The following is a 20,111-nucleotide window of genomic DNA, read 5'->3' as shown; positions in this document are numbered from 1 at the left end:
TACTCGGAGTCCTGAATTCGTTATCCTTCTCCTTTACGGTGGGCCCACTAATGGTTTTGGATCAGTGGGCTAAATTCTCACACAATGGTGCGGTACTTGTCCCTTCCCCCTCAAAAGGATTCACGGTTGTTTAACACCCGATATTCTCAACCTCTTAACATTATTACAAGCTGTTTTTAATACAATTCTTGTAGAGGTGATAAAAATGCCAAGGGTTAAATATGTCGACAGTGACGTTGCATTGATTGCCAGGATGATGAGGGCGGAAGCTGAAGGTGAAGGACCGCTGGGGATGCTAATGGTTGGTAATGTAGTTGTTAATCGACTGAAAGCGAATTGTCTGGATTTTAAAGATTTAAGGTCTGTACGAGATGTGATTTTTCAAATTCAAGGAGGAAACTATTCATTCGAGGCCGTTCAAAAGGGGAATGTTTTTTATAACAGAGCAAGAAGTGTAGAAAAGAGATTGGCTAAACAAACCTTGGATTATTGGAGACAACAACCTTCCAAGTATGCTCTTTGGTATTTTAATCCGTATGCTCCATGCCCTCCAACCTGGTACAATCAGCCATTCGCAGGACAATACAAGCAACATTGTTACTATGAACCAATCGCTAATACATGTGAAGGTGCTTATAGATGGTAGGATTAACCTACAGCCTGGAGAATTAGCGGTTATAAATAAGCCGGGGCAAGATATTCTCACCCCGGCTTCAAAGTCAACGATCATTTTGTATTGGTAAACCCGCCATCAATACGGACGACTTCCCCATTAATATACTCCGCTTTGGATGTTAGCAGGAATGTCACCAGTTCGGCAACTTCTTCCGGCTTGCCCAAACGTCTCTGAGGAATGCCTTTCGTTGCGTTTTCCTTCATCGCTGGATTCGCCTCGTAAAAAGCCTTTACCATTGGTGTCTCGGTTGGACCCGGAGCAATGGCGTTCACACGAAGTCCGTCTTTACCATACTCTGCGACCATGCTTTTTGTTAAGCCAATTATTCCATGCTTTGTAGCAGAATAGGTCACAACGGAATCCTGTCCAATTACGCCTGCACTTGAAGCGGTGTTCACAATCGAACCTCCGCCATTCTTCAGCATAACCTCAGCGACATAACGGACTCCATAAAGTGCACCCAATAGGTTGATCCCGACAATCTGTTCAATTTCTTCAATGGATGAATCCAGGAAATACGAACCGCTTCCCGATATCCCTGCATTATTAAAGAAGTAATCAATTTTGCCGAATTGTTCAACCGTTTGATCGACATAATTTTTAACATCTTCTTGCTTTGAGACATCAGCTTTGATGAAAACAGCCTCGACACCGAGCCTTTTTACCATTTCGACTGTTTCATTTCCGCCTTTCTCACTGATATCAACCACTACGATATTCACTTTTTCTTCCGCTAGTCGAAGTGCGGTCGATTGACCTAATCCACTTCCACCACCTGTGATAATTGCTACTTTATTGCCATTTGCCATCACAAAATCAACTCTCCTTAACATATTTTCCAACTTGGGTTATTTTCTCCTGAAGGACTAAATTTATTTCCCCTTCTTCTCCAGAGCCTTGACCAGCTCTTCTCCCATTAACTCAGAGGAAAATGGATCACGGCTTGTCACGAGCTGCTCGTCCGCCCAGACAGCATGTCCTGTTTTTTCGAGGTCTCCTTGATCATATTGGCTGATTTTCCGCATTTCCTGTTCGAGACTAAACGGCAGGATATCCAACAGACCTTCAGGCTCCATCTCATCTGGATAACCGGTCACTTTTTTACCAGCGATAAAGCTGTCACCATTTGGACGCTTTGCATATACAAGCGGTGCAGGGCCGTGGCATTCAGCAGCGACAATGCCGCCTCCGTCGTGAATACTGTTCATGATCTTATGCAAATCCTCATCTTTAGCCAGATCATACATCGCACCATGACCGCCTACCACTAGCACGACATCGTAATCGTCCGCATTCACATCTGAAAGCTTCATCGTATCGTCCGCTTTTCCAGACTCATAAAGCTTCTTATATTTACCTTTCGGATCATATTCTTCACTGATACTCATTTTATCGATAACCGGCTTGCCTCCTAGCGGTGATGCCAGGTCGACTTGATGACCCGCCTCTTCAAGAAGCTGCATCGGGGCGAATAATTCCTCTCCCCACCAGCCAGTTTCATAATTTTTTTCCTCGTCCTTATGTCCACTTGATAAAACCGCTAATACTTTTGCCATTGAAAATACCTCCTTTTGCTGATAACAGAATATATTTTCCCTATTCCACCTGATTTACTCATGAAATCTAATTCCTCCTTTTGCCATAAAAAAGTCAAAGTGAAAAATCTTTTTATAGATTCGTTGAATCAGAGTTCTATTTTCTCGATGGAACATGATTTATAGCAACTTTTTAATAAGACTAGGATGGCTAATGACATACAAACCGCCTGGTAATGAAGCCAGGCGGTTTTGTATGTCTATTCACTCTGCACATAAAATAAAGCTATTCAAAGATTGCTCATTGTCCATCTTTGCATTTATTAATTCATAATAGCTGTTAACCAAAGTTTGAATCATATCCGGTGCGTTCGCAAATTCATGACGGATGCTATTGGCATAACTCTTTTCCCAATTGCCATCCTGTAAATACGTGGCATCCACGATACCGACTTTAATGATTTTAAACTCAGCCCTTTCTAGCAGCTCTTGGATTAGTGCTTTGTGAAACAGGTTTTGTATATTCCCGTCATTATTTACGAAGGTCGAGTGCAAAGCCAGAATGGAGGCAGCCAAAAAATGTGAGCGCTGCGTTAAATAAGAATAGTCGAGATCCCATTCCGCTATACAAACACGTTTCGCCATTTTTCGCAATTTTTGAAAATAACGAAGCAGTCTTTCAGTGCTCTTAAAATACCAGGAACTATGAGATAAAATGGCAATATCAAATATCTCGCTACATTCATAAACATCAAAATCCATTTCAAAATGGAATTCAATTCGGTCTCCTAATACAGACTTCTTGATTCGGTCGGTTGCCTGTCCTAAAGTGAACGGAGCTCCATAATCTCGACTGGCAATATCGATCGCCGTGACCTTGCCCTCATTTCCTACTGTGTCTGCTAATGCCACCGTTGTATCTCCCTGTCCACAGCCAATTTCCAAAATTCTCATTCCTTTTTCTATTCCAAACGCTTCGACGAGATCCAGTCGATGCTGCAGTTGGACCTGCTGGATTTCATCGTCTTCAAACAATTGGTATGTATTCAGGAACTTTTCAGTTTTACTATTTAACGCAAATTCTGTCATAAATCTGCCTCCAAGCGCCTGATTTTATGCCGTAAATAAACTCCCCACCACAGGAAATTCTCCTGCAGCTGGGGAGTTTGCATAAAGTATTTACTCCGCTACTACCTTCGCTTCTACAAACTGATCAAAAAACTCAAGAATCGTGCGGTTCACAAGAATCTCGTTTTCCTTTTTCGAGAATCCATGTCCCTCGTCTTCAAGTACAAGGTATTTCACGTCACGGCCTTTTTCCTGAAGAGCTTTAACAATCTGGTCGGATTCCTGCTTAACGACGCGTGGGTCGTTTGCACCCTGGATGATCAGCATTGGTTTTGTCATCGTCTCCAGATAAGTAATCGGTGAATACTCTGTCAGCTTATCGAAGTCTTTGACCGGATCGCCGACCCACTGATTCATTATTGGTTTCCAATGTTCAGGGACAGAATTAATGAATGAGAATAAATCGGATGGGCCGAAAATATCGACGACTGCCTTGAAGTATTCCGGATGGCGCCCGTGCAATAGCAGTGCCATATATCCGCCAAAGCTTCCACCCATCAATAATGTCTTATCCCTGTCAGCTAATCCATTTTCGTAAAGGTATTCGAGGCCAGCAATGTTATCAAGGCGTGGTCCTTCGCCCCAGTTACCCTCGACCATCTTGGTGAACGCCAGGCCGTAACCCGTTGATCCGCGGAAATTCGGTGCGAAAATGCTATAGCCTCTGTTCACAAGGAACTGGAACATCGCCCGGAAGAATTTCCGTTCTGCTGCCTGCGGGCCACCATGAGGCCAAAGGATGACATGGCCATTGCTCACTTCTTCCTTCGCCTTGAAAAATAACGCTTCCATACTCATGCCATCATATGATGAGTATGTCAGAACTTCAGGATCTACAAGCTCCTCTTCCTTGACTCCTGGAACAGCCAGGTTCGTCAGCTCCTTCCACTCATCACTGCCCGCTTCTTTCATGTAAATGTTATTAGGTTTTGTTGCTGATCCGGCCAGAATATATACATTGCCACTCTTAGCGACTGTGCCACCCTGGATAATCGAAGCAGGCAATTGACTGTTTGTATATGTGCCTTCGGCTAAATCGTATTGATATAAATAATCATTGACCCCTTTAGATGTAACAAAATAAAGGCTATTTGTACTCTTATCATATCGGATAGGCCCGAACTCTTCTTTTTCAATCGAAAGAACTTTGGTAAACTCGTGTGTGTTAAGATTGAATTTTGCAAGATAATCAAAATCCTCACCATATGTAGTGACAAAGTAGTACTCGTCACCTACAAACACTCCCTCACCGACTGTGAATTGCTCATCTGTTTCAGGAGTCAGTGAGTACGACTTTCCATCTTGAAAAATAAATCCAGGAGCGTATGTATTGGCATATTGTTTTAGGTAGACAAAATTATTCTCTTCTTCATCAACAGCCACTAAAAAGCAAGCAGCGCCCTCTCCCTCAATGACAATGCTCTCATCACCTGATACGATATCATACCGGTAAATATTCAGATAGGTTTCGTTACCCTTTGTAGAAGTGTAGTAAAGGCGTTGATCGTCCTTTGATAAGAACGGATATATGTGGCGATGCCCTTCAGCCGTGCGAAGCGGCACCATCTCTCCACCTGCAGGAGGGAGTGCGTATAACTGGCCATTTTCATCACCATCATTATCAAAACCAACCACCATAAAGCTTCCATCATGCGAATAGCTCAATGCCTGGCATGTCTGGTCAATAAATGTCAACGGATATGGATATTGGTTCGGCAAATCCATCGCCCACAAATTATATTTCCCTGTTAAATTCGTGCTGAAGACCAATTGCCTCTCATCTGGACTTACTGTAAAACTTTGAATATTAAAGGTCCGATAAAAATTCTCTACATCCGGCTTTTTAAATTGAATCAATTTCCCCAACCCCTGTTCTTTTTGAAATTTCTATCTATACTGAAAACTTAAACAGAACTAGGGCTAAATGTCCAGTCAAAACCATAACAGACTTACGACAAAAGCTGTCCGAACTTGGGCCTGCTTCAGACAGCTTTGAAGGGAATCAGTGAAAAGTTGTCCGAACCTGGTGCTGCTTAAGACAAGTTTGCAGGAAATCCAGATAATTTATTTTTTACGTTAACAGAAATGCCATCTGCCACAATAACCAATAATGCGACAAAGCCTGAAAATAAAGTCAAATCCTGCGCTTTCCCGAGAAATAATTTACGGCTTTTAGAAGGATTTCCCCTCGTAAAATAGAATATTAAAAACACAGAAGAATGTCTGGAGGTCACTAATTTGTTACTTTTCTTTTGATTCTTATCAACTGCCTAAAAAATAATTGGGAGTTGATAAAAATGTTATATAAAAATTCACTTGAGGGAATTACACCTGAAATGCTGGAAGGCTTTTTTGACGGTTGGCCAACACCGCCAAGTCCAGAGACTCATTTAAAGTTATTAAAGAACAGCAGCAAAGTCGTCTTAGCGTTCGACAAAGATACCAATCAAGTTGTTGGGTTCATCACAGCAGTTAGTGATGGAGTTCTATCCGCTTATATCCCCTTCCTTGAAGTGCTGCCTGAGTACAAAAATAGAGGTATCGGCAAGGATCTGGTCCTTCGAATGATGACCGAACTTGCTGAAATATATATGATTGACTTGTGTTGTGACGATGACCTGGTCCCCTATTACGAAAAACTCGGCTTGATAAAAGCTAACGGAATGCTTATAAGGAATTATGAGAAGCAGTCAGGGAGTACGACGGGATCTTAGTTTTAGATATGAAAATTACCGCCAAGTATTTCACAACCAGATAGTAATTACTATAAAAAGAATTCAGTCCATATTTTAGGACTGAATTCTTTTTACGAGACTATTTATTTTTTCCTGCAAAATTATTACATTGATGAATGAGAAATTTAGAGAACCCTAAAGTGCTATTCAATCTATTCATTTCTGAGTCAAAAATTTTTTCTTTTTCACCACTACGTATATTCATGGCTTCTCTAATAATATTGTGCCATTCCACTGGAAGCTGTTTTATTCCATATTCCCCAGCGTCCAGCTTGGAAATTATATCGTTTTCCTTAATCGTATAAAATTGACGCAGCAACCCGAGAACGGTCCATTCTATTTCTAAATCAATTTCGCTGGATGGCAGCTTAACCAACTGATCAATTGATGCTTCTGCCATTTGAGTCCTGTTGGACCAGTAAAAATTCATGTTTTCAACTACATACGAAGTTAGCTCCTGTGGCTGAGTATCAATATTAAAGTCTGCTATCTCCGGTCCAAATACCTTCTTTCCTTTACTTTTTAAAACCCACCAGGTTATAGGATTAAAATTAAAGTAGTCGCCGAATGCCAGTTTACCATTGTTATAATACGGATATTCTTTGTGATCATCGCTGCTTTTGTGTAACTTCCCTATATCCTCGCGAAGAGCATATACTCCGTCCATTTCTGGCTTCTTATATTTGTTCTCAATTGTTTTATGAATATATGATAAAGCTTCCGAATCTCCCTCTGTTAACTGGCGATTTATCAACGTAATAAAGTCAATGTCACTAGAATCATCAATGTAGGCATCCAATGCGAGGGATCCATGTATATATACCCCTTCGATGGTGCCAGGCAGATGGTCATTTAATAGGTTAATATAATCCTTTATAACTTTTTCGACAATATCAGGTAATACCATTACTATATCCCCTTTTTTAAAAAACTTGCTATAGCAAGGTCTGTTTTGAAAATTTATTGAGTTTATATGTAAGTAATTCAACAAAAAGATGCCTCGATCCTTCGAGGATTAAGGCACACATATTTGTTCATCATATAATTAAGTTCTGTCTCTAGTTTTGATTTATATCCTTTTCTTCAATCTTTACCTTTAACACCAACACCGTATCATCTTGTTCAATTATTTCTTTTACATTTTCCTCATCCTGTAAATCAACATTATTAAGTGAATCATTTTCCGTCTCCCTGTATACCGCCAGGATTTTTGTTTCACCCAATTTTAACTTTACTTTTCCCTTGATAGCATAGTCCCAAGTACTAAGACGATTAGCGTTAGATTTTTTTTCAATGACCTGGGGTTGAGTCCTTACATCAGGACCATAAAGAAATACCAATGGGGCTTCAGTGTTTGGATTGATCATTCCAAAACCCATCGACCCTTCGTCAACTTTATTTGGACTGTTACCATAGGATAATTGCGTTAGCGCTTTGGTATCCTTTGTTCCTTTATTGTATCGCTCTACCCAAAGATTCACCCAGCTTTTATCAGCATTAGGCAAGGTGAAGTCAAAATCAAATAAAATACCTAAGTTTAAATCTTCAAAGGTATTCACGTGCTCAGAATCGGAGTTCACTGAGATAGTACCGGTATTGTCATTTGAATTTGAGCAACCTGAACTCAATACTAAAACGAAAATGAAGATAAAACTGTAAATTGAATAATATTTTTTCAAAGATCAGCACCCTCCAGTCATTTACGAATATTATTAACCTGCTTCATCCTTGCCTACTGTTAATAACAGATTCGTTGATTCTCCTTATATTAATATTTTCAATATTAGTAGAGAATTCCACTACATCGTTATTCCAGTCTTGTGTTTGATGGTAAAGCTGGGAACGTTCACATATTCCATGTACTTTACCTTTCCATTAAATTCCAAATAGGCTTGATACCGAGTCCTAATGGCTGGATGTGCGATAAAGTCAAGAACGCGGTCCTTCGGTACCCAGCGGCTATCCGTTGTTTCCTCGGAAACAGATAACTCGCCACCAACAGGTTTACATACGAAATCAAATATCACTTGGGTGGGCACATCCGTCACGCCATCATACCATTTGAAAGTTCCTGTATTTGAATACACTCCTACTAAATAGCTCACCTCGACATTAATTCCGCTTTCTTCTTTGATTTCACGAACCAAAGCGTCCATCAGATTTTCTCCAGCTTCAACTTGTCCTCCTGGGTAAACCCACCCACCATCCCGTGTTTTTACTATAAGGATGTTTCCTGCTGAATCTTCAACAAACCCGCCTGCGGAAACGATATGCGTAGGGAATGACATGATTTGACCTCCTTCCTCTGTTCTAATTATCAATTTTATAAAATCATTGATTGCTTAATAGTTATATATTCTTCAATAAAGCCCCATTCTTCCGTGCCAGCTTTTCCATTACTGATACTAAAAGGACTGACACAGTGAAGTAACAGACGCCTATAAAAATTTCTTTACCTAACAGCTGATACACATCATAATTCTCCAGGCTATAGATCGAGCGGAGTGCTTCTATGCTATGGGTAAGCGGGAGCATTCGGGCTAGCAATTCTAATGGCTCGGGCAATAACGTTACTGAAAAGTTGACTCCGCAGAAGACTTGGAAAAACGCCAATGATATATTCAGGAATAAGTTAACATTAGAAAACAAAAGGCTCACTGAGGCAAAAAGCAATGAGAAACTTATAACGGAAAACATGGTAATAAGTATAAGCAATAGCAGTGTATCCAAATTACCGGCTGGCATTGTGATACCAAATAACACCCACCCTATAATCAAGCCTACGATGAATACAAATAACCCATCCAACAGAGGAACAATCCCCTTCAGTAATATGATTAGCAGTGTCGGAGTGGGTGAAGCGATATTCAATTCCAATGTTCCATATCTTCGTTCCATTCTGAACATATTCATATAGTTGATCATGATAGTTTGGCAGGTGTAATAGGCGATGTTGCCGATTACAACATATTTTAAATAATCCGATCCAACCAGTGAGCTGGCTAATGTTGCAAAAAAGATATAATGCATGAACGGGTCTACAATACGAAATAAGATAAATAACCTAATTGTTTGAAAGGAATAGATCGCTTTATATGATAGGTTAGTAAAACCATATTTATTGATTAAAAACATCAGATCGCCCCCAGACTGCCGGTCTTACGCAACACTACCTCAATTTTTTTCACAATAAAATAAGCCAAGAATAAATAAATCAGCCTCACTACAATTGAAATCGCCATAGATGAAAACATAGTTTGGGATAATACTAACGTATCCTGTACTGACTTGATTCCCCAGGTCATTGGTATCAGATAAGCAATGAATTTTAGCACAACTGGAAACTGTTCAACAGGGATGAACACTCCGCAAAGCAAGATCATCGGTGTAAGGATCAGGTTTTGGAAATCGAAAACATTTTGAGAAGCAACAAATACTATGGCTAAAATAAGGCCTACAACACTTAAAGAAAACATCAGAACGAGTATGGAAAGTAAGAAGTAACCGTAGTTGGCGATCCCGATGTTGAATTGAAAAATAAATCGAGCGTAAATAAAACTTAAAGCCATGGAGATCAAGGCAATAACAGAATTACTTAATGCTTTTGTCAAAATGACCACAAACAAGGAAGCTGGCGCAGCAATTAGCAGCTTAAGTGTGTCATTCCACTTCTGTGAAATCAACGCGGATCCTGATGAATACAATACATAGCTCCACATGCTGATCAATGCAGATGCCAACACAAATTTATCTGAATTAATATCTCCCCTTATTTGCTTTAAAAAGTAAACAATCGACAAAAACATAAGGGGCTGGAAAAATAGCAGAAATTGATACATCTTATTATTAAAGTTAGTAAAATATTTAATTTCTCTTATTAGCAGATACATATTCTCACCCTACACCCTTCATATGATAGATATAGGCATCCTCAAGCGATATGTCTCTCTTACTCAATTTTAATATATCTCCAAATTGGTTTAAGTAGGCAGATACCCTTTCAAGATCATTTTCGTTCACTTCAAAATTCAAGCTATAATAAGGCTCTTTAATGACTTCGATTTCCAGCTTATTGAGATAGTGGTCTGCTTTTAGCTTATCGATATCATAAATACTCATCGTAGCTTCGTAAAGATTAAGGTGGTTACAGCTCTGCTTTATGAAATCCGGTTCGCCAATGAGGCTTATTTTCCCGCCTTTAATAAAAGCAATACGATCACAAAGTTCATCGGCTTCCTGCATATAATGAGTCGTTAAAATGATGGTAATCCCTTTGCTTGATAAATCTCTTACAATATCCCTCAATAATTTTGCCCCGATTGGGTCCAGGCCAATTGTCGGTTCATCAAGAAACAGAATCTCAGGATTATTGATTAAACATCTGGCAATATGTAATCGTTGAGTCATACCCTTGGAATAGGTATGGATTTTTTGATCCTCAGCGTCCTCTAATTTAACAAGATTTAATAAATCCTTAATCAACCCAGCTTGTTCTTTATTTTTAATCTTATAAAGCGTACAAAAATAATGCATATACTCTTTTGCGGTAAGTCTTCCATAAACGCCTCTTTCGCCTCCGTAAACAAAGTTGATCCTATTGCGAATCATATGACTCTCTGATGCAACATCATAGCCGAGAATCTTGGCTTCACCAGCAGTAGGCAGCAATAAAGTAGTTAATATTTTGATAGTAGTCGTTTTACCAGCCCCATTCGGTCCAAGCAACCCAAATACTTCCCCTTTTTTCACATCAAAAGAAACATCATCCAATGCATTTTTCAAGCCTGTTTTTAATTTATAAGAACGCGAAATCCCTTTAACCTCAATAACCTTTTCCATCTTATCCCCCTAAACTATTTTTACACTGATAAATATTACCATAATTTCTCAAAAAATCTATATATTGTTTAAATATTCTTGCAAAACAGTAGTGATAGAGAAGCTTAGGGAGAAGCCATTAATACCTGTCAAAATGAAAAAGCGCAGCCCAATGGATGCGCATTAAAACTTTATCAAAAGTAGTTTACTCTTTAAGATTTTCCTTTTTATCCAACTGTTTCACTTTATGTAGGATCTGAAATAATATTGTCGTAGTAAAAGAAAACTGAATAATAAACAAAATTAAATAAAGGAATTCAATATTATCTCCGCCAATAATAGACCCTAATCCATATACTAAAACAAAACTTCCGATGAAGGTCATGATGAACACAAATAACCAATTATCCATAACTTGTTCTCCTTTTACTGGAACTGTCTAACTCTGCTATTAGGTAAGCAATAGAATTTATTTATTCCACTAATCTGCCATTAAGAGCATTAAAATTTCCCTTTAGATAAATACCTTATCTATTTCGGCTCTGTCGTAATCTAATATCCACCTGTTATATCTTTGGTAAATATCCTTTATTGCTTCCGGAGATGCAGCCAGTACATCACACCCCCTGTCATCGTAAACGTGGAATATGGTTTGCCTTTGCACATTCAAAAAATAGATCCTATGAGAAACACTTGGCTGGATTCCTAAATCCTGATTGCAAATTGCTTTTAACAAAGGAATGTATCGGAGGTCAGAAACTTTGCATCTTAGAGCAAATCTGTGAGTTTTATATTTTCCTTCTTCGTCATCTTCTGGGAAAACATAAGGCAATCCCTTATGCTGCAATTTATATAGGGCTGTTTTTTCGTACAAATATGGAGAAATAATCCTTCCTCTGTGCTTATAGGTCTTTCCATCTTCATAATCATCGGCGTCCACTACGATAATAATTTCCTCGTTATTAGAATGCAGGGAATGAAATAAAGATATAGCCCTTTTGTAAACTTCTTGTACATAAGGACTGTTTTCGTCATTGTAATCTCGATCGAACTCTACCCCTAATTCAAACCGTATGCCTATTTTCCAGTTATAAAATAAAGGTGGCCTTAGAGGCAAATCTGGAAAATTCTTGGCCATAAAGATATTTAATGACAAATCAGCACCTCCTTTTTTAAAATACCCTTTCTACATTAAGCTTTCCTTCCACTTTGTTCAACTAGGTAAAAGCTGCTTTACGTTTGCCGTTCCATTTATCCATCTTTTAGAATATTCATCGAGCTCTGTTTCAGAAAATCATATTGTTCCTGATTTGTATCCAAGAATGCTTCGTCTCTATTCGATGGAATATCCATATACTCAATATCTTCATTGAACTGTGAATCCGTAAAATCATAACATTCACCATTGATTTCGTTGTAATAATGCCATCCTTCAGATAATAAAGTCTTTCTTATTTGTCCCCCAAGGATATCATTCACTACTAATGCAGTTACACCGCACTGGCCCTTGGCAGGATTGTCTTTAGTCCATTTTGAACTTGAATATTTTGACCAAGAGTTTAATAATGCTTCTTGTAAAGCTGCAATAGATATTATTTCCCGCATTTTGATAATATCCCCTTTATTAACTTCAGAAATAATTACTCATTGGTCAATCGTTTTGTTTCATCTACCAATGAAATCTTCCCCAAAAATCCAATAACATTTAGGTCTAAAATATATGATGGATTATCAAAGTTTCGATAATTCACTTCTCTCTTCATTACAAATGTGCCTGGTGAATATCCTCCGCTCGAAACTTGCATTGTAATCACCTTGTTTTCCCCATCCTCTATAACTTTTACCTTAAATGCATCGCAATTATAATCTAAACAATTAACATCATAAGTTTGTTCCATCCATATTACAAAATCTGTTTCGTTTGGTTTTGTTAAAGCGAAAGTGGTGCTAACAATCAAAATTACGCCTATTAAAGACAAGACAATCCATTTTCTCTTTTTCATAAGAAGCTCCCCCTTAAAGCATTGGCCGGACTTAATGGCCGCGTGACATTTGGTTAAATAAGGAATCTATACAAAGGGCGGAAACCCGCTGGATCACTAATGTCATTACTATCCACTTACTTTGTCCCCCTTTAGTCGCATATTCAGCTATCCAGCAACATTGAGTATATGTATTCAGAAAAAAAGGCGATTAATCCTACCTCGATCATCGCCCGTTCGGGTTAATTGTAAATTACTTTTCATTATCTAAATCACTTTTATTGGCTTTGACTCCATAATGTTTTTCGATAAATTGGCCAACAACAGATTGGTTAATCCCTTCCCTGACTGCTTTTAAAATGACTAAATACATAATAATTACACTTGCAATCAAAAAAACTATATTAAAAAGCAGGACAAAACCTGGCGCACCAATATTTGATAGCATATTTACACCCCACTACTAATGTTAGCCTAGTATTATTGAAATATGAAAATGTGCTGCAACAGTACTCATTCAAATTCATAAGTTTTATACTCGCCAGTATCGGATGAGAATTTTAATATATTCCTGTCACTTGGTATCCCTTCAAAATAAGCCCCAATACAGCCTGTTGTACATCTGTGGCCAGCAATAAGAATATTTAACTCTCTTATTCTATGCTGATTCTCAAGTTCTTTCATAAAACTAAACACCCTTTTTATAAACACATCAGGGTCTTCAATCCCTTTATAAACCGATGAATCAGGTAATGGACCAGCCATCTTCACCTCGTTAACATTTAACCTGTCGGCTTCTCCTAAATCAAAAACATCCAGTCTATCATCTTTAAAGGCATTATGGCCGGTAACTATTTCTGCTGTTTGCATTGCTCGATCCTGAGGTGAAGAAAAGACAAAATCGAATTTTATCTTTTGCAGCCTATCTCTCAATGCTTTGGCTTGTTCTATTCCATACTCGTTCAAAGGCAAACCCTTTCTCCCTTGCATTTTTCGTTCTTTATTCAAGTCTGTTTGTCCATGTCTGATTACAAAAATCAAGTGTGCTCCCCCCTTTTTTAGTTCATCAATAAAGAATACAGGAAACTGCCGTCATTAAATCACCATATCTATGACTTTCCTGATATGGTCTTCGTGATCTTCAATCTCCACTTGATTGCTCAGGTATTTATTCAGTCTAAGAATTTCCGGGACGATATTGACAACTATATTCATAATTTGTTTAGGATTCCGGCCGCATTCCCAACTTTCTAAAAGCGATAATTGCCCTTGATCCAATTTGCTTCTTTCACCCTCAATCTTTGACCAAACACCATAAGGGCTATCCAGATGTTCTTCCATTTCCATATACCATCCAGAAACGATTAACCAGCGGACTCGATCTAGATTTGATAGAGCATAGTAGATTTCTCCCCTCATAACGGCACGATAAGTTTCGTGTATGAAAGCCAGAAGTTTCCCGCGCCAAAACTCAACTTCCCCTGCTGAAGGTTTATAAACTTTATGTGATGAGCTACGAATGACATGACTAATAATATTTTTCGGGTCGTAAAGTACCTTATAACCTTTTAGCCAAATAGATGGTGCAACTTCCTCAGGTGAATGATACCAGCTGTCTATTTTCACAAAGCAATCATAATGGGTAACTACAACAGGTGATGAAGGGTTAAAATCCTCGTAAAATAAAACACTTCCCCATTTAGCTGCCCTGTTACGCTTCTCTTTAATAAAATCTGCTTTCAGTTCTGGATTAACAATAATATGTAAATCTATATCAGAGTAATTGTCGAAATTTCCTCTAGCTAATGACCCCGCCTGATAAATTGCCAAAACATTTGGATCAGATGTTAAATCAGTCAGTGCACTATCCAAAAGAATGTCACGATGTTTAGGCAAAGCTAAATCTCTTTCTAAATGTTTACTTACAAATCCCACACATAATTCCCATCTCCTTAACGTTAGCGAACCTATCACTTGAACTATTCTACATTTGGAAAAGAAATTCCTTTTTTATTAAGCTCGCCCTTTTTCCAACAAAAATGAAATCAACGAAAAAAGCGTTAATCCTTGGATCAACGCATGATAAGACCTACAACTTACGGCCAATATATAGTAAATGTTGACTTGTACCTAGAAGATATTCATCGGTGCTTAGACGATAACCAATTTCTATCCATTTTCTGTACTCACCATCTTCTAGAAAGGTTATTTCTTTCTCCTTATAACCTAATACATTTTCTATACCAGCGAATTTTAATTCCTTTAATCCAGTGCTATCCATAAATTTTCTTGCTTCATTTGGTTTTGTAAAATACGCGGTCGTAAAACCGTTTCCGCCTTTATTTTCTCCAATTTGAAAATAACCAAGTATTTCTTGAACAGATTCAATTGGATATAAGTTCATTAGATGGTCTTGTAAGGGAGCATAACTGGAGATAAAAGTAACAATCATAATTCCGTTTGGCTTTAATAAGTTTATCGCCCCTTCGACCGCTTTTCTCCTCTCTGATTCTTTTATCAAATGGTATAACGGTCCCATTAGAAGGACGACATCGTATTGATGATCCATTCCCTCCAACTCCAAAGCATTGCCGTGTATGTATCCCCCTAAAGTTATCCCTTTTTCAAAGGATTTCTGTTTTGCTACTTCAATATTTTTTTTCGACAGGTCTAAAAGAGTTACTTTATGTCCTCTTTCTGCTAAATGAATAGCATACCTGCCCGGACCACCGCCAATATCGAAGATTTCAAGATTGTCCCCTATGATGAATTCATCAAGATATCGTTTTGTAATATCAAACTCAATTTTATGGCGATTCAGCCTTTCCCATTCGTCGTATTCATGATCATACCAATACTCGACCTCATTCATCTTGCAGCCTCCTAAAAGGAAATTTTAAACAAATTATAATCCTTTAAAATTAGGAGTTCTCGCAAACTTTTGTATTTTTTCTTACACTTATACTTGCCTCATAACTTAGTCAAATAAAAAATGCATCACCGTATGTAAGGTGATGCACCGTTTTGATCAGTGTTTAATCGTTTCATTCAAACGGACTTTCGAAAGTACTCCTGCTATAAATGGAAGTAACGCAACTAAACCGATTGCCCAGTTGACACCTAACAGGTCGGCAATAATTCCTGCCATTAATGCACCGAATGCATAACCGCTATCTCTCCAGAATCGGTATACTCCCATTGAGGAAGCTCTCCAGTCTGGTTCGGCAACATCACTGATTGCTGCTTGTAGAGTTGGATAAACCATCGCTGTGCCGAGGCCCAACAAAAGAGCCCCAAAAATCCATAGCGTATATTGATTTGCAGCTAGTATGAACCACAATGCAGCGGCTTGTGTCCACATCCCATAAGTGATCAGCACTTTTCTGCCAATCTTATCGCTTAATGTCCCAGTGAACAGTTGAAAAATGCCCCAGGCAGCTGGATATACCGCTACGATTGTTCCTATTTGCACTACGGATAATCCGGCAGTTGCGAAGTAGATGGGGAAAAGACCCCAGGCCATTCCATCCTTAAGATTCGTTGATAAACCCGCAAAACTAATGGTTGAAAGGTTCTTGTTTTTCCAGGTTGTCAACGCAAATACTTCTTTTGCCGATCGAGTTATTCCAGTACTGACGGTTCCACTATTCTTAATTTGAAGCTTCAAATGCTCTTTAGTATCCTTAACAATTAACGATAGGATTAATCCGACTATAACTATACCTATTCCAATGTAAAATGGCTCAGGTCTCAATGAATAGGATGAGGCAATATAACCAGAGACAGCCGCCATAATCGCTACTCCTGAATAGCCGGCAAACTCATTCAAGCCAACTACAGTACCGCGCTGGTTCGCTTTTGAAATATCGATTTTCATATTCACCGTCATCGACCATGCCAATCCCTGGTTAATCCCCAGCAGGATATTCGCGACAATGATGACCCACCATGCGTGTGCAAATATAATGAGGATTGGTACGAAAAGACCAACAAACCAGCCGAGCAATAACACTTTCTTACGTCCAAGCCGATCTGCAATTTGACCTGCGAAATAGTTTACAATAGCTTTGGAAAACCCAAAACTGATTATGAATGATAGCGCAGCACTTGCAGATGCCAGTCCGAACTGCTCTTCCCCAAGCAAAGGAAGAACGGTACGCTCAATCCCGACCATTGAACCGACGAAGAGATTCGTCACGACCAATAGCACAAACTGAACGATGTTTTCCTTGATTCCGATTTTAGGCTGCATCCTTCTCACTTCCAAAAATAAGTCTTCAGGCTTTTAAAATTGCTGTTCTCGAGGTAACAGCTTGTGAAGCAGTTAAATGTGTAAAAGCTTTAATGCTGTATTTGTTTCCATTCATTAATACCTGCATCCAGCAATGTAGCTTGATATCCTCTTGATTTTAGAAACTCTACCGCTTCAGTAGCATAGACACAATAAGGTCCCCGGCAGTATGCCACAATCTCTTTATCTTTTGGCAATGAATCCAGGTGGTCTTCAAGTTCCGAAATCGGTACTGATAAAGCATGTGGTAAATGGTCGTGCTTATATTCTTCAAATGGTCTTACGTCCAGTAAAGTGACAGTATCCTGATTCAACTTTTCTGCTAACTCCTCAAACGAAATAGGACTTAGTGAGTTTTCTCTCAAAATGTGACCTTCCCTTACAAGCTTCACATTTGATATTCTCTCCTCAGCCGTTCCTCTTAACGCCAGCACAAACATTAACACTTGTTCACTAGCTAAGCGATAAACCACATAGTTTTTGTCCTTTGTGTAATTGACGAGCTTAGACTCGAGCAATGAGTGCAAATGCTTTGAGGTATTGGCTATGCTCATTTTCGTATCAGTAGCCAGAGCTTCAACCGTTTTTGGGCCCTGAGTCAACAAATCCAATAACTCAATCCTCTTTGGACTGGAGATTGCTTTTCCAATCCGAGCAAACTCGCCGTAAATGAAATCCTTAAATTCCCGAGATTCGATAATGAACACCTCTAAAAAACGACTATTCAACTAATTAGTTGAATAGTAACATCAGAACAATCTCTTTGTAAATACCTTTGCTCTAAACTAAATAAAACCCTGCCATAGTGTTATCCTGCTGGCATGGTTTTATATATTAGTTTACTTATAAGGATTTAAAATTGTTTTTATAAGAACCAATCGCTCTGTTCCATATGTCGGGGAATTGTTAAAGACTACTAATAGGAGCATGAGGTACGTAGCAAAACTTATCCATTAATTTTTAAAGGCTCATTGATTGATAGACATTCCTAAAAACAGAAAATATTGTATAATTGTGTAAAATATAAAAGTGTTTTGGGGGTAAGATTAAATGAAGCAAAAATTAAGTTGGCTATTTAATCTATTAAAAGGGGTTGGGGCAATAGCCTTAACTTTATCTTTTTTTGAAATAGGGACAGAGTTCTTTCGCTCTTATTTATTTTGGTTTGTAGCATCTCTTTGGATCGGACTGGCAGGATCCTTCATTATTGAAAAAATGGAAAAGACTACTAAAAAAAAGTGAGTTGTAGTCATTTTGTGGGGTTGCTAGCTTGAATATAGGTGTGGACTTCATAAAATCACAGGGTACTCCCTAAAAGAGCTCTTTCATCGGACACTTCTTCATGCTTACGTCTTCCATTTGTCCGATAGAGCCCTTCTATCGGACACTTTTTTACGCTTAAGCCTCCCGTTTGGCCGATAATGAAGTTAGACTAAAAAACGGACACGTTAAATTGGACAATAAAGCTCTTATATAGGGTACTTTCAGTCATTTCACTATTCCTTTGACATATAGTGCCTTCAAGAAATCCTAGGGGCGAAATCCAAACGACTTACTTTATCTAAAGATAACCGTTCCAATTAAACTAATCCTTTTTTCTTCCGCTGTATTAAATAAATGATCAGACCTATTGGACCTGTGATAATTGTTAAAACCCATAAAATATGCCGTTTGATCCCGACAAAATATTTGTCCGAATCATAGTACACCCAAATTCCGATTACGATGAACATGGCAAAAATTGCAGCAATTTCAAGTTGGTGTCCATTAAAATCTGTATTCCTGGCCAAGCCCCATCCCATGTAATCAGCACCCCTTACCGTTTTATATAAACTTTACGAGCGTGTTAAAAAAAGGTTTCAATTTTCAGTTAATTAAATTAACAAACGAAAATTTCTAGGATAGTATATTTAAATATCAGTTCTCCATTTGGATCTCTTTCATTGGAGTATTCAAATCTTAAGTCTTTGTATTTTTTATGAAATAATCGAATAAAAGCATGTATCCGTAGGCCTGCTTCCATCCGCTGATAAATCCTCATTGCGTAAAACACCTTCTAATTCATATCCAAGTTTTTCGGGGATGGCACGGCTTTTCAGATTAGTAGATTCACATCTTATCTCAATCCGCTTGAATTTAAGTTGATTTAGCCCAAAATTCGTTACCGCCTTTACGGCTTCCGTCATATAGCCGTTTTCGCCAAACTTCGTATTGATCCAATATCCAATTTCACATTTAGGAATGGACCAGTCGATTCCTTGGAGGCTGACAGTCCCAATGAAATCATTCGTCTCTTTTTGAAAAATGAGGAAACGAAAGCTTTCTCTCTTTAAAAAGTTAATATGGGCTTTCCTCAGATTAATCTCGGTTTCCTCGACAGCAGGCAGCTTTTGGGCAAATGGCAGCCACGCTTTTAACTCAATGAATGAATCTCTTATTGCCTGGTTGACGATACTTCCATCACCCGTTCGATATGGAGCACGAAGTAATAATCTTTCTGTTTCTATCTGGGATGGAATATCTAATAATATAGGAACAGTCATTTATTTCCCCTCACTATTCTATTGATTTTTCCAATAAAAAAACTCTCACCACCCAAGAAATGAATCTTGAGGGCGAGAGTTTGACTTCGCGGTACCACCTCAGTTTGTTGATTTGTCGCCAAACCAACCTTTTCAGGTACTTTAATACCCTATCTTTATATCGGAAGAACCCGTCTTACGATCCCTGATTCATCATCAGCTTGGCAAGAAGCTCCGAGACTTTATTCATTAAGCCAGATAATACTCCCTTTCAGCAGCCAGGAGCTCTCTGTAAATATCCAAGATTAACTACTCTTCTCTTCAACGCTTTTATTATTTGGAATTTTAAATAATTTTAGTGGTTATATGAACTGATGTCAATGTTTTCCTTTGTAATAGGAAAACTCGTATTAACTGTACAATG

Annotated in this window: 25 protein-coding genes and 1 other annotated feature; of the genes, 3 read left to right on the top strand and 22 right to left on the bottom strand. The window is 38.5% G+C overall.

Going from position 1 to position 20,111, the window contains the following annotated elements; all coding sequences use genetic code 11:
- The first annotated feature begins 205 nt into the window (after nt 1–205).
- Complete coding sequence (locus tag J7I80_RS04885) at nt 206–646, top strand: cell wall hydrolase (protein ID WP_214736261.1); 441 nt, start codon at nt 206–208, stop codon at nt 644–646.
- Between the two features lie 80 nt (nt 647–726).
- On the opposite strand, the gene J7I80_RS04880 is transcribed toward J7I80_RS04885, so the two are convergent.
- From J7I80_RS04880 to J7I80_RS04865, 4 genes are all read right to left on the bottom strand, one after another.
- Nucleotides 727–1,485, bottom strand: coding sequence for an SDR family NAD(P)-dependent oxidoreductase (locus J7I80_RS04880; RefSeq protein WP_214736309.1), 759 nt, complete (start codon nt 1,483–1,485; stop codon nt 727–729).
- A gap of 63 nt (nt 1,486–1,548) precedes the next feature.
- The gene (locus J7I80_RS04875) at nt 1,549–2,232 is read right to left on the bottom strand and encodes a type 1 glutamine amidotransferase domain-containing protein (protein WP_214736260.1); all 684 of its coding nucleotides are present in this window, start codon (nt 2,230–2,232) and stop codon (nt 1,549–1,551) included.
- A gap of 243 nt (nt 2,233–2,475) precedes the next feature.
- The gene (locus tag J7I80_RS04870; protein WP_214736259.1) at nt 2,476–3,300 is read right to left on the bottom strand and encodes an SAM-dependent methyltransferase; all 825 of its coding nucleotides are present in this window, start codon (nt 3,298–3,300) and stop codon (nt 2,476–2,478) included.
- A gap of 90 nt (nt 3,301–3,390) precedes the next feature.
- Nucleotides 3,391–5,196 (bottom strand): S9 family peptidase, encoded by a 1,806-nt coding sequence (locus J7I80_RS04865; RefSeq protein WP_214736258.1) that lies wholly within the window; start codon nt 5,194–5,196, stop codon nt 3,391–3,393.
- Between the two features lie 440 nt (nt 5,197–5,636).
- Here J7I80_RS04865 and J7I80_RS04860 point away from each other — a divergent pair, with 440 nt between their 5' ends.
- Nucleotides 5,637–6,053, top strand: coding sequence for a GNAT family N-acetyltransferase (locus J7I80_RS04860; protein ID WP_214736257.1), 417 nt, complete (start codon nt 5,637–5,639; stop codon nt 6,051–6,053).
- Nucleotides 6,054–6,153: 100 nt separating this feature from the next.
- On the opposite strand, the gene J7I80_RS04855 is transcribed toward J7I80_RS04860, so the two are convergent.
- From J7I80_RS04855 to J7I80_RS04780, 16 genes are all read right to left on the bottom strand, one after another.
- Nucleotides 6,154–6,981 (bottom strand): aminoglycoside adenylyltransferase domain-containing protein, encoded by an 828-nt coding sequence (locus tag J7I80_RS04855; RefSeq protein ID WP_214736256.1) that lies wholly within the window; start codon nt 6,979–6,981, stop codon nt 6,154–6,156.
- Nucleotides 6,982–7,132: 151 nt separating this feature from the next.
- Complete coding sequence (locus J7I80_RS04850) at nt 7,133–7,753, bottom strand: hypothetical protein (RefSeq protein ID WP_214736255.1); 621 nt, start codon at nt 7,751–7,753, stop codon at nt 7,133–7,135.
- A gap of 120 nt (nt 7,754–7,873) precedes the next feature.
- Nucleotides 7,874–8,362 (bottom strand): NUDIX hydrolase, encoded by a 489-nt coding sequence (locus J7I80_RS04845; RefSeq protein WP_214736254.1) that lies wholly within the window; start codon nt 8,360–8,362, stop codon nt 7,874–7,876.
- A gap of 61 nt (nt 8,363–8,423) precedes the next feature.
- Nucleotides 8,424–9,209: an ABC transporter permease gene (locus tag J7I80_RS04840; RefSeq protein WP_214736253.1), complete on the bottom strand. Its 786-nt coding sequence runs from the start codon at nt 9,207–9,209 to the stop codon at nt 8,424–8,426.
- Nucleotides 9,209–9,964, bottom strand: coding sequence for an ABC transporter permease (locus tag J7I80_RS04835; protein WP_214736252.1), 756 nt, complete (start codon nt 9,962–9,964; stop codon nt 9,209–9,211). Before J7I80_RS04835 ends, J7I80_RS04840 begins: the two co-directional genes overlap by 1 nt.
- A 4-nt stretch (nt 9,965–9,968) precedes the next feature.
- Nucleotides 9,969–10,913: an ABC transporter ATP-binding protein gene (locus J7I80_RS04830; protein WP_214736251.1), complete on the bottom strand. Its 945-nt coding sequence runs from the start codon at nt 10,911–10,913 to the stop codon at nt 9,969–9,971.
- 184 nt (nt 10,914–11,097) lie between these two features.
- Complete coding sequence (locus tag J7I80_RS04825) at nt 11,098–11,304, bottom strand: hypothetical protein (protein ID WP_214736250.1); 207 nt, start codon at nt 11,302–11,304, stop codon at nt 11,098–11,100.
- A 102-nt stretch (nt 11,305–11,406) separates the two neighbouring features.
- Entirely contained in the window at nt 11,407–12,030 is a 624-nt protein-coding gene (locus J7I80_RS04820) for a DUF3885 domain-containing protein (RefSeq protein ID WP_214736308.1), read from the bottom strand.
- A gap of 113 nt (nt 12,031–12,143) precedes the next feature.
- Nucleotides 12,144–12,497 (bottom strand): YunG family protein, encoded by a 354-nt coding sequence (locus J7I80_RS04815; RefSeq protein WP_214736249.1) that lies wholly within the window; start codon nt 12,495–12,497, stop codon nt 12,144–12,146.
- Nucleotides 12,498–12,532: 35 nt separating this feature from the next.
- Nucleotides 12,533–12,895, bottom strand: a complete 363-nt coding sequence (locus tag J7I80_RS04810; RefSeq protein ID WP_214736248.1) for a hypothetical protein — start codon at nt 12,893–12,895, stop codon at nt 12,533–12,535.
- Nucleotides 12,896–13,127: 232 nt separating this feature from the next.
- Nucleotides 13,128–13,322 carry a hypothetical protein gene (locus J7I80_RS04805; protein WP_214736247.1) on the bottom strand — a complete coding sequence of 65 codons (195 nt, stop codon included), beginning with the start codon at nt 13,320–13,322 and terminating at the stop codon, nt 13,128–13,130.
- Between the two features lie 65 nt (nt 13,323–13,387).
- The gene (locus J7I80_RS04800; protein ID WP_214736246.1) at nt 13,388–13,915 is read right to left on the bottom strand and encodes a histidine phosphatase family protein; all 528 of its coding nucleotides are present in this window, start codon (nt 13,913–13,915) and stop codon (nt 13,388–13,390) included.
- Nucleotides 13,916–13,969: 54 nt separating this feature from the next.
- Nucleotides 13,970–14,809, bottom strand: a complete 840-nt coding sequence (locus tag J7I80_RS04795) for a nucleotidyltransferase domain-containing protein (RefSeq protein ID WP_214736245.1) — start codon at nt 14,807–14,809, stop codon at nt 13,970–13,972.
- A gap of 154 nt (nt 14,810–14,963) precedes the next feature.
- Nucleotides 14,964–15,746 carry a class I SAM-dependent methyltransferase gene (locus tag J7I80_RS04790; protein ID WP_214736244.1) on the bottom strand — a complete coding sequence of 261 codons (783 nt, stop codon included), beginning with the start codon at nt 15,744–15,746 and terminating at the stop codon, nt 14,964–14,966.
- A gap of 156 nt (nt 15,747–15,902) precedes the next feature.
- Nucleotides 15,903–17,126: an MFS transporter gene (locus J7I80_RS04785; protein WP_214736243.1), complete on the bottom strand. Its 1,224-nt coding sequence runs from the start codon at nt 17,124–17,126 to the stop codon at nt 15,903–15,905.
- A gap of 89 nt (nt 17,127–17,215) precedes the next feature.
- A complete protein-coding gene (locus J7I80_RS04780) occupies nt 17,216–17,872 on the bottom strand; it encodes an ArsR/SmtB family transcription factor (RefSeq protein ID WP_353050082.1) in 657 nt (218 codons plus the stop codon).
- A gap of 343 nt (nt 17,873–18,215) precedes the next feature.
- Here J7I80_RS04780 and J7I80_RS04775 point away from each other — a divergent pair, with 343 nt between their 5' ends.
- Nucleotides 18,216–18,407 (top strand): hypothetical protein, encoded by a 192-nt coding sequence (locus tag J7I80_RS04775; protein ID WP_214736242.1) that lies wholly within the window; start codon nt 18,216–18,218, stop codon nt 18,405–18,407.
- Nucleotides 18,408–18,745: 338 nt separating this feature from the next.
- On the opposite strand, the gene J7I80_RS04770 is transcribed toward J7I80_RS04775, so the two are convergent.
- Complete coding sequence (locus J7I80_RS04770) at nt 18,746–18,967, bottom strand: ABA4-like family protein (RefSeq protein WP_214736241.1); 222 nt, start codon at nt 18,965–18,967, stop codon at nt 18,746–18,748.
- Nucleotides 18,968–19,141: 174 nt separating this feature from the next.
- Complete coding sequence (locus J7I80_RS04765) at nt 19,142–19,708, bottom strand: GNAT family N-acetyltransferase (RefSeq protein WP_214736240.1); 567 nt, start codon at nt 19,706–19,708, stop codon at nt 19,142–19,144.
- 65 nt (nt 19,709–19,773) lie between these two features.
- Nucleotides 19,774–20,021, bottom strand: a binding site (T-box leader).
- Between the last annotated feature and the right edge of the window lie 90 nt (nt 20,022–20,111).

This window comes from Bacillus sp. ISL-41, assembly GCF_018613235.1.
In the GTDB taxonomy this organism is placed as follows: Bacteria; Bacillota; Bacilli; order Bacillales; family Cytobacillaceae; genus Mesobacillus.
This window is presented reverse-complemented; position numbering and strand designations above follow the sequence as displayed.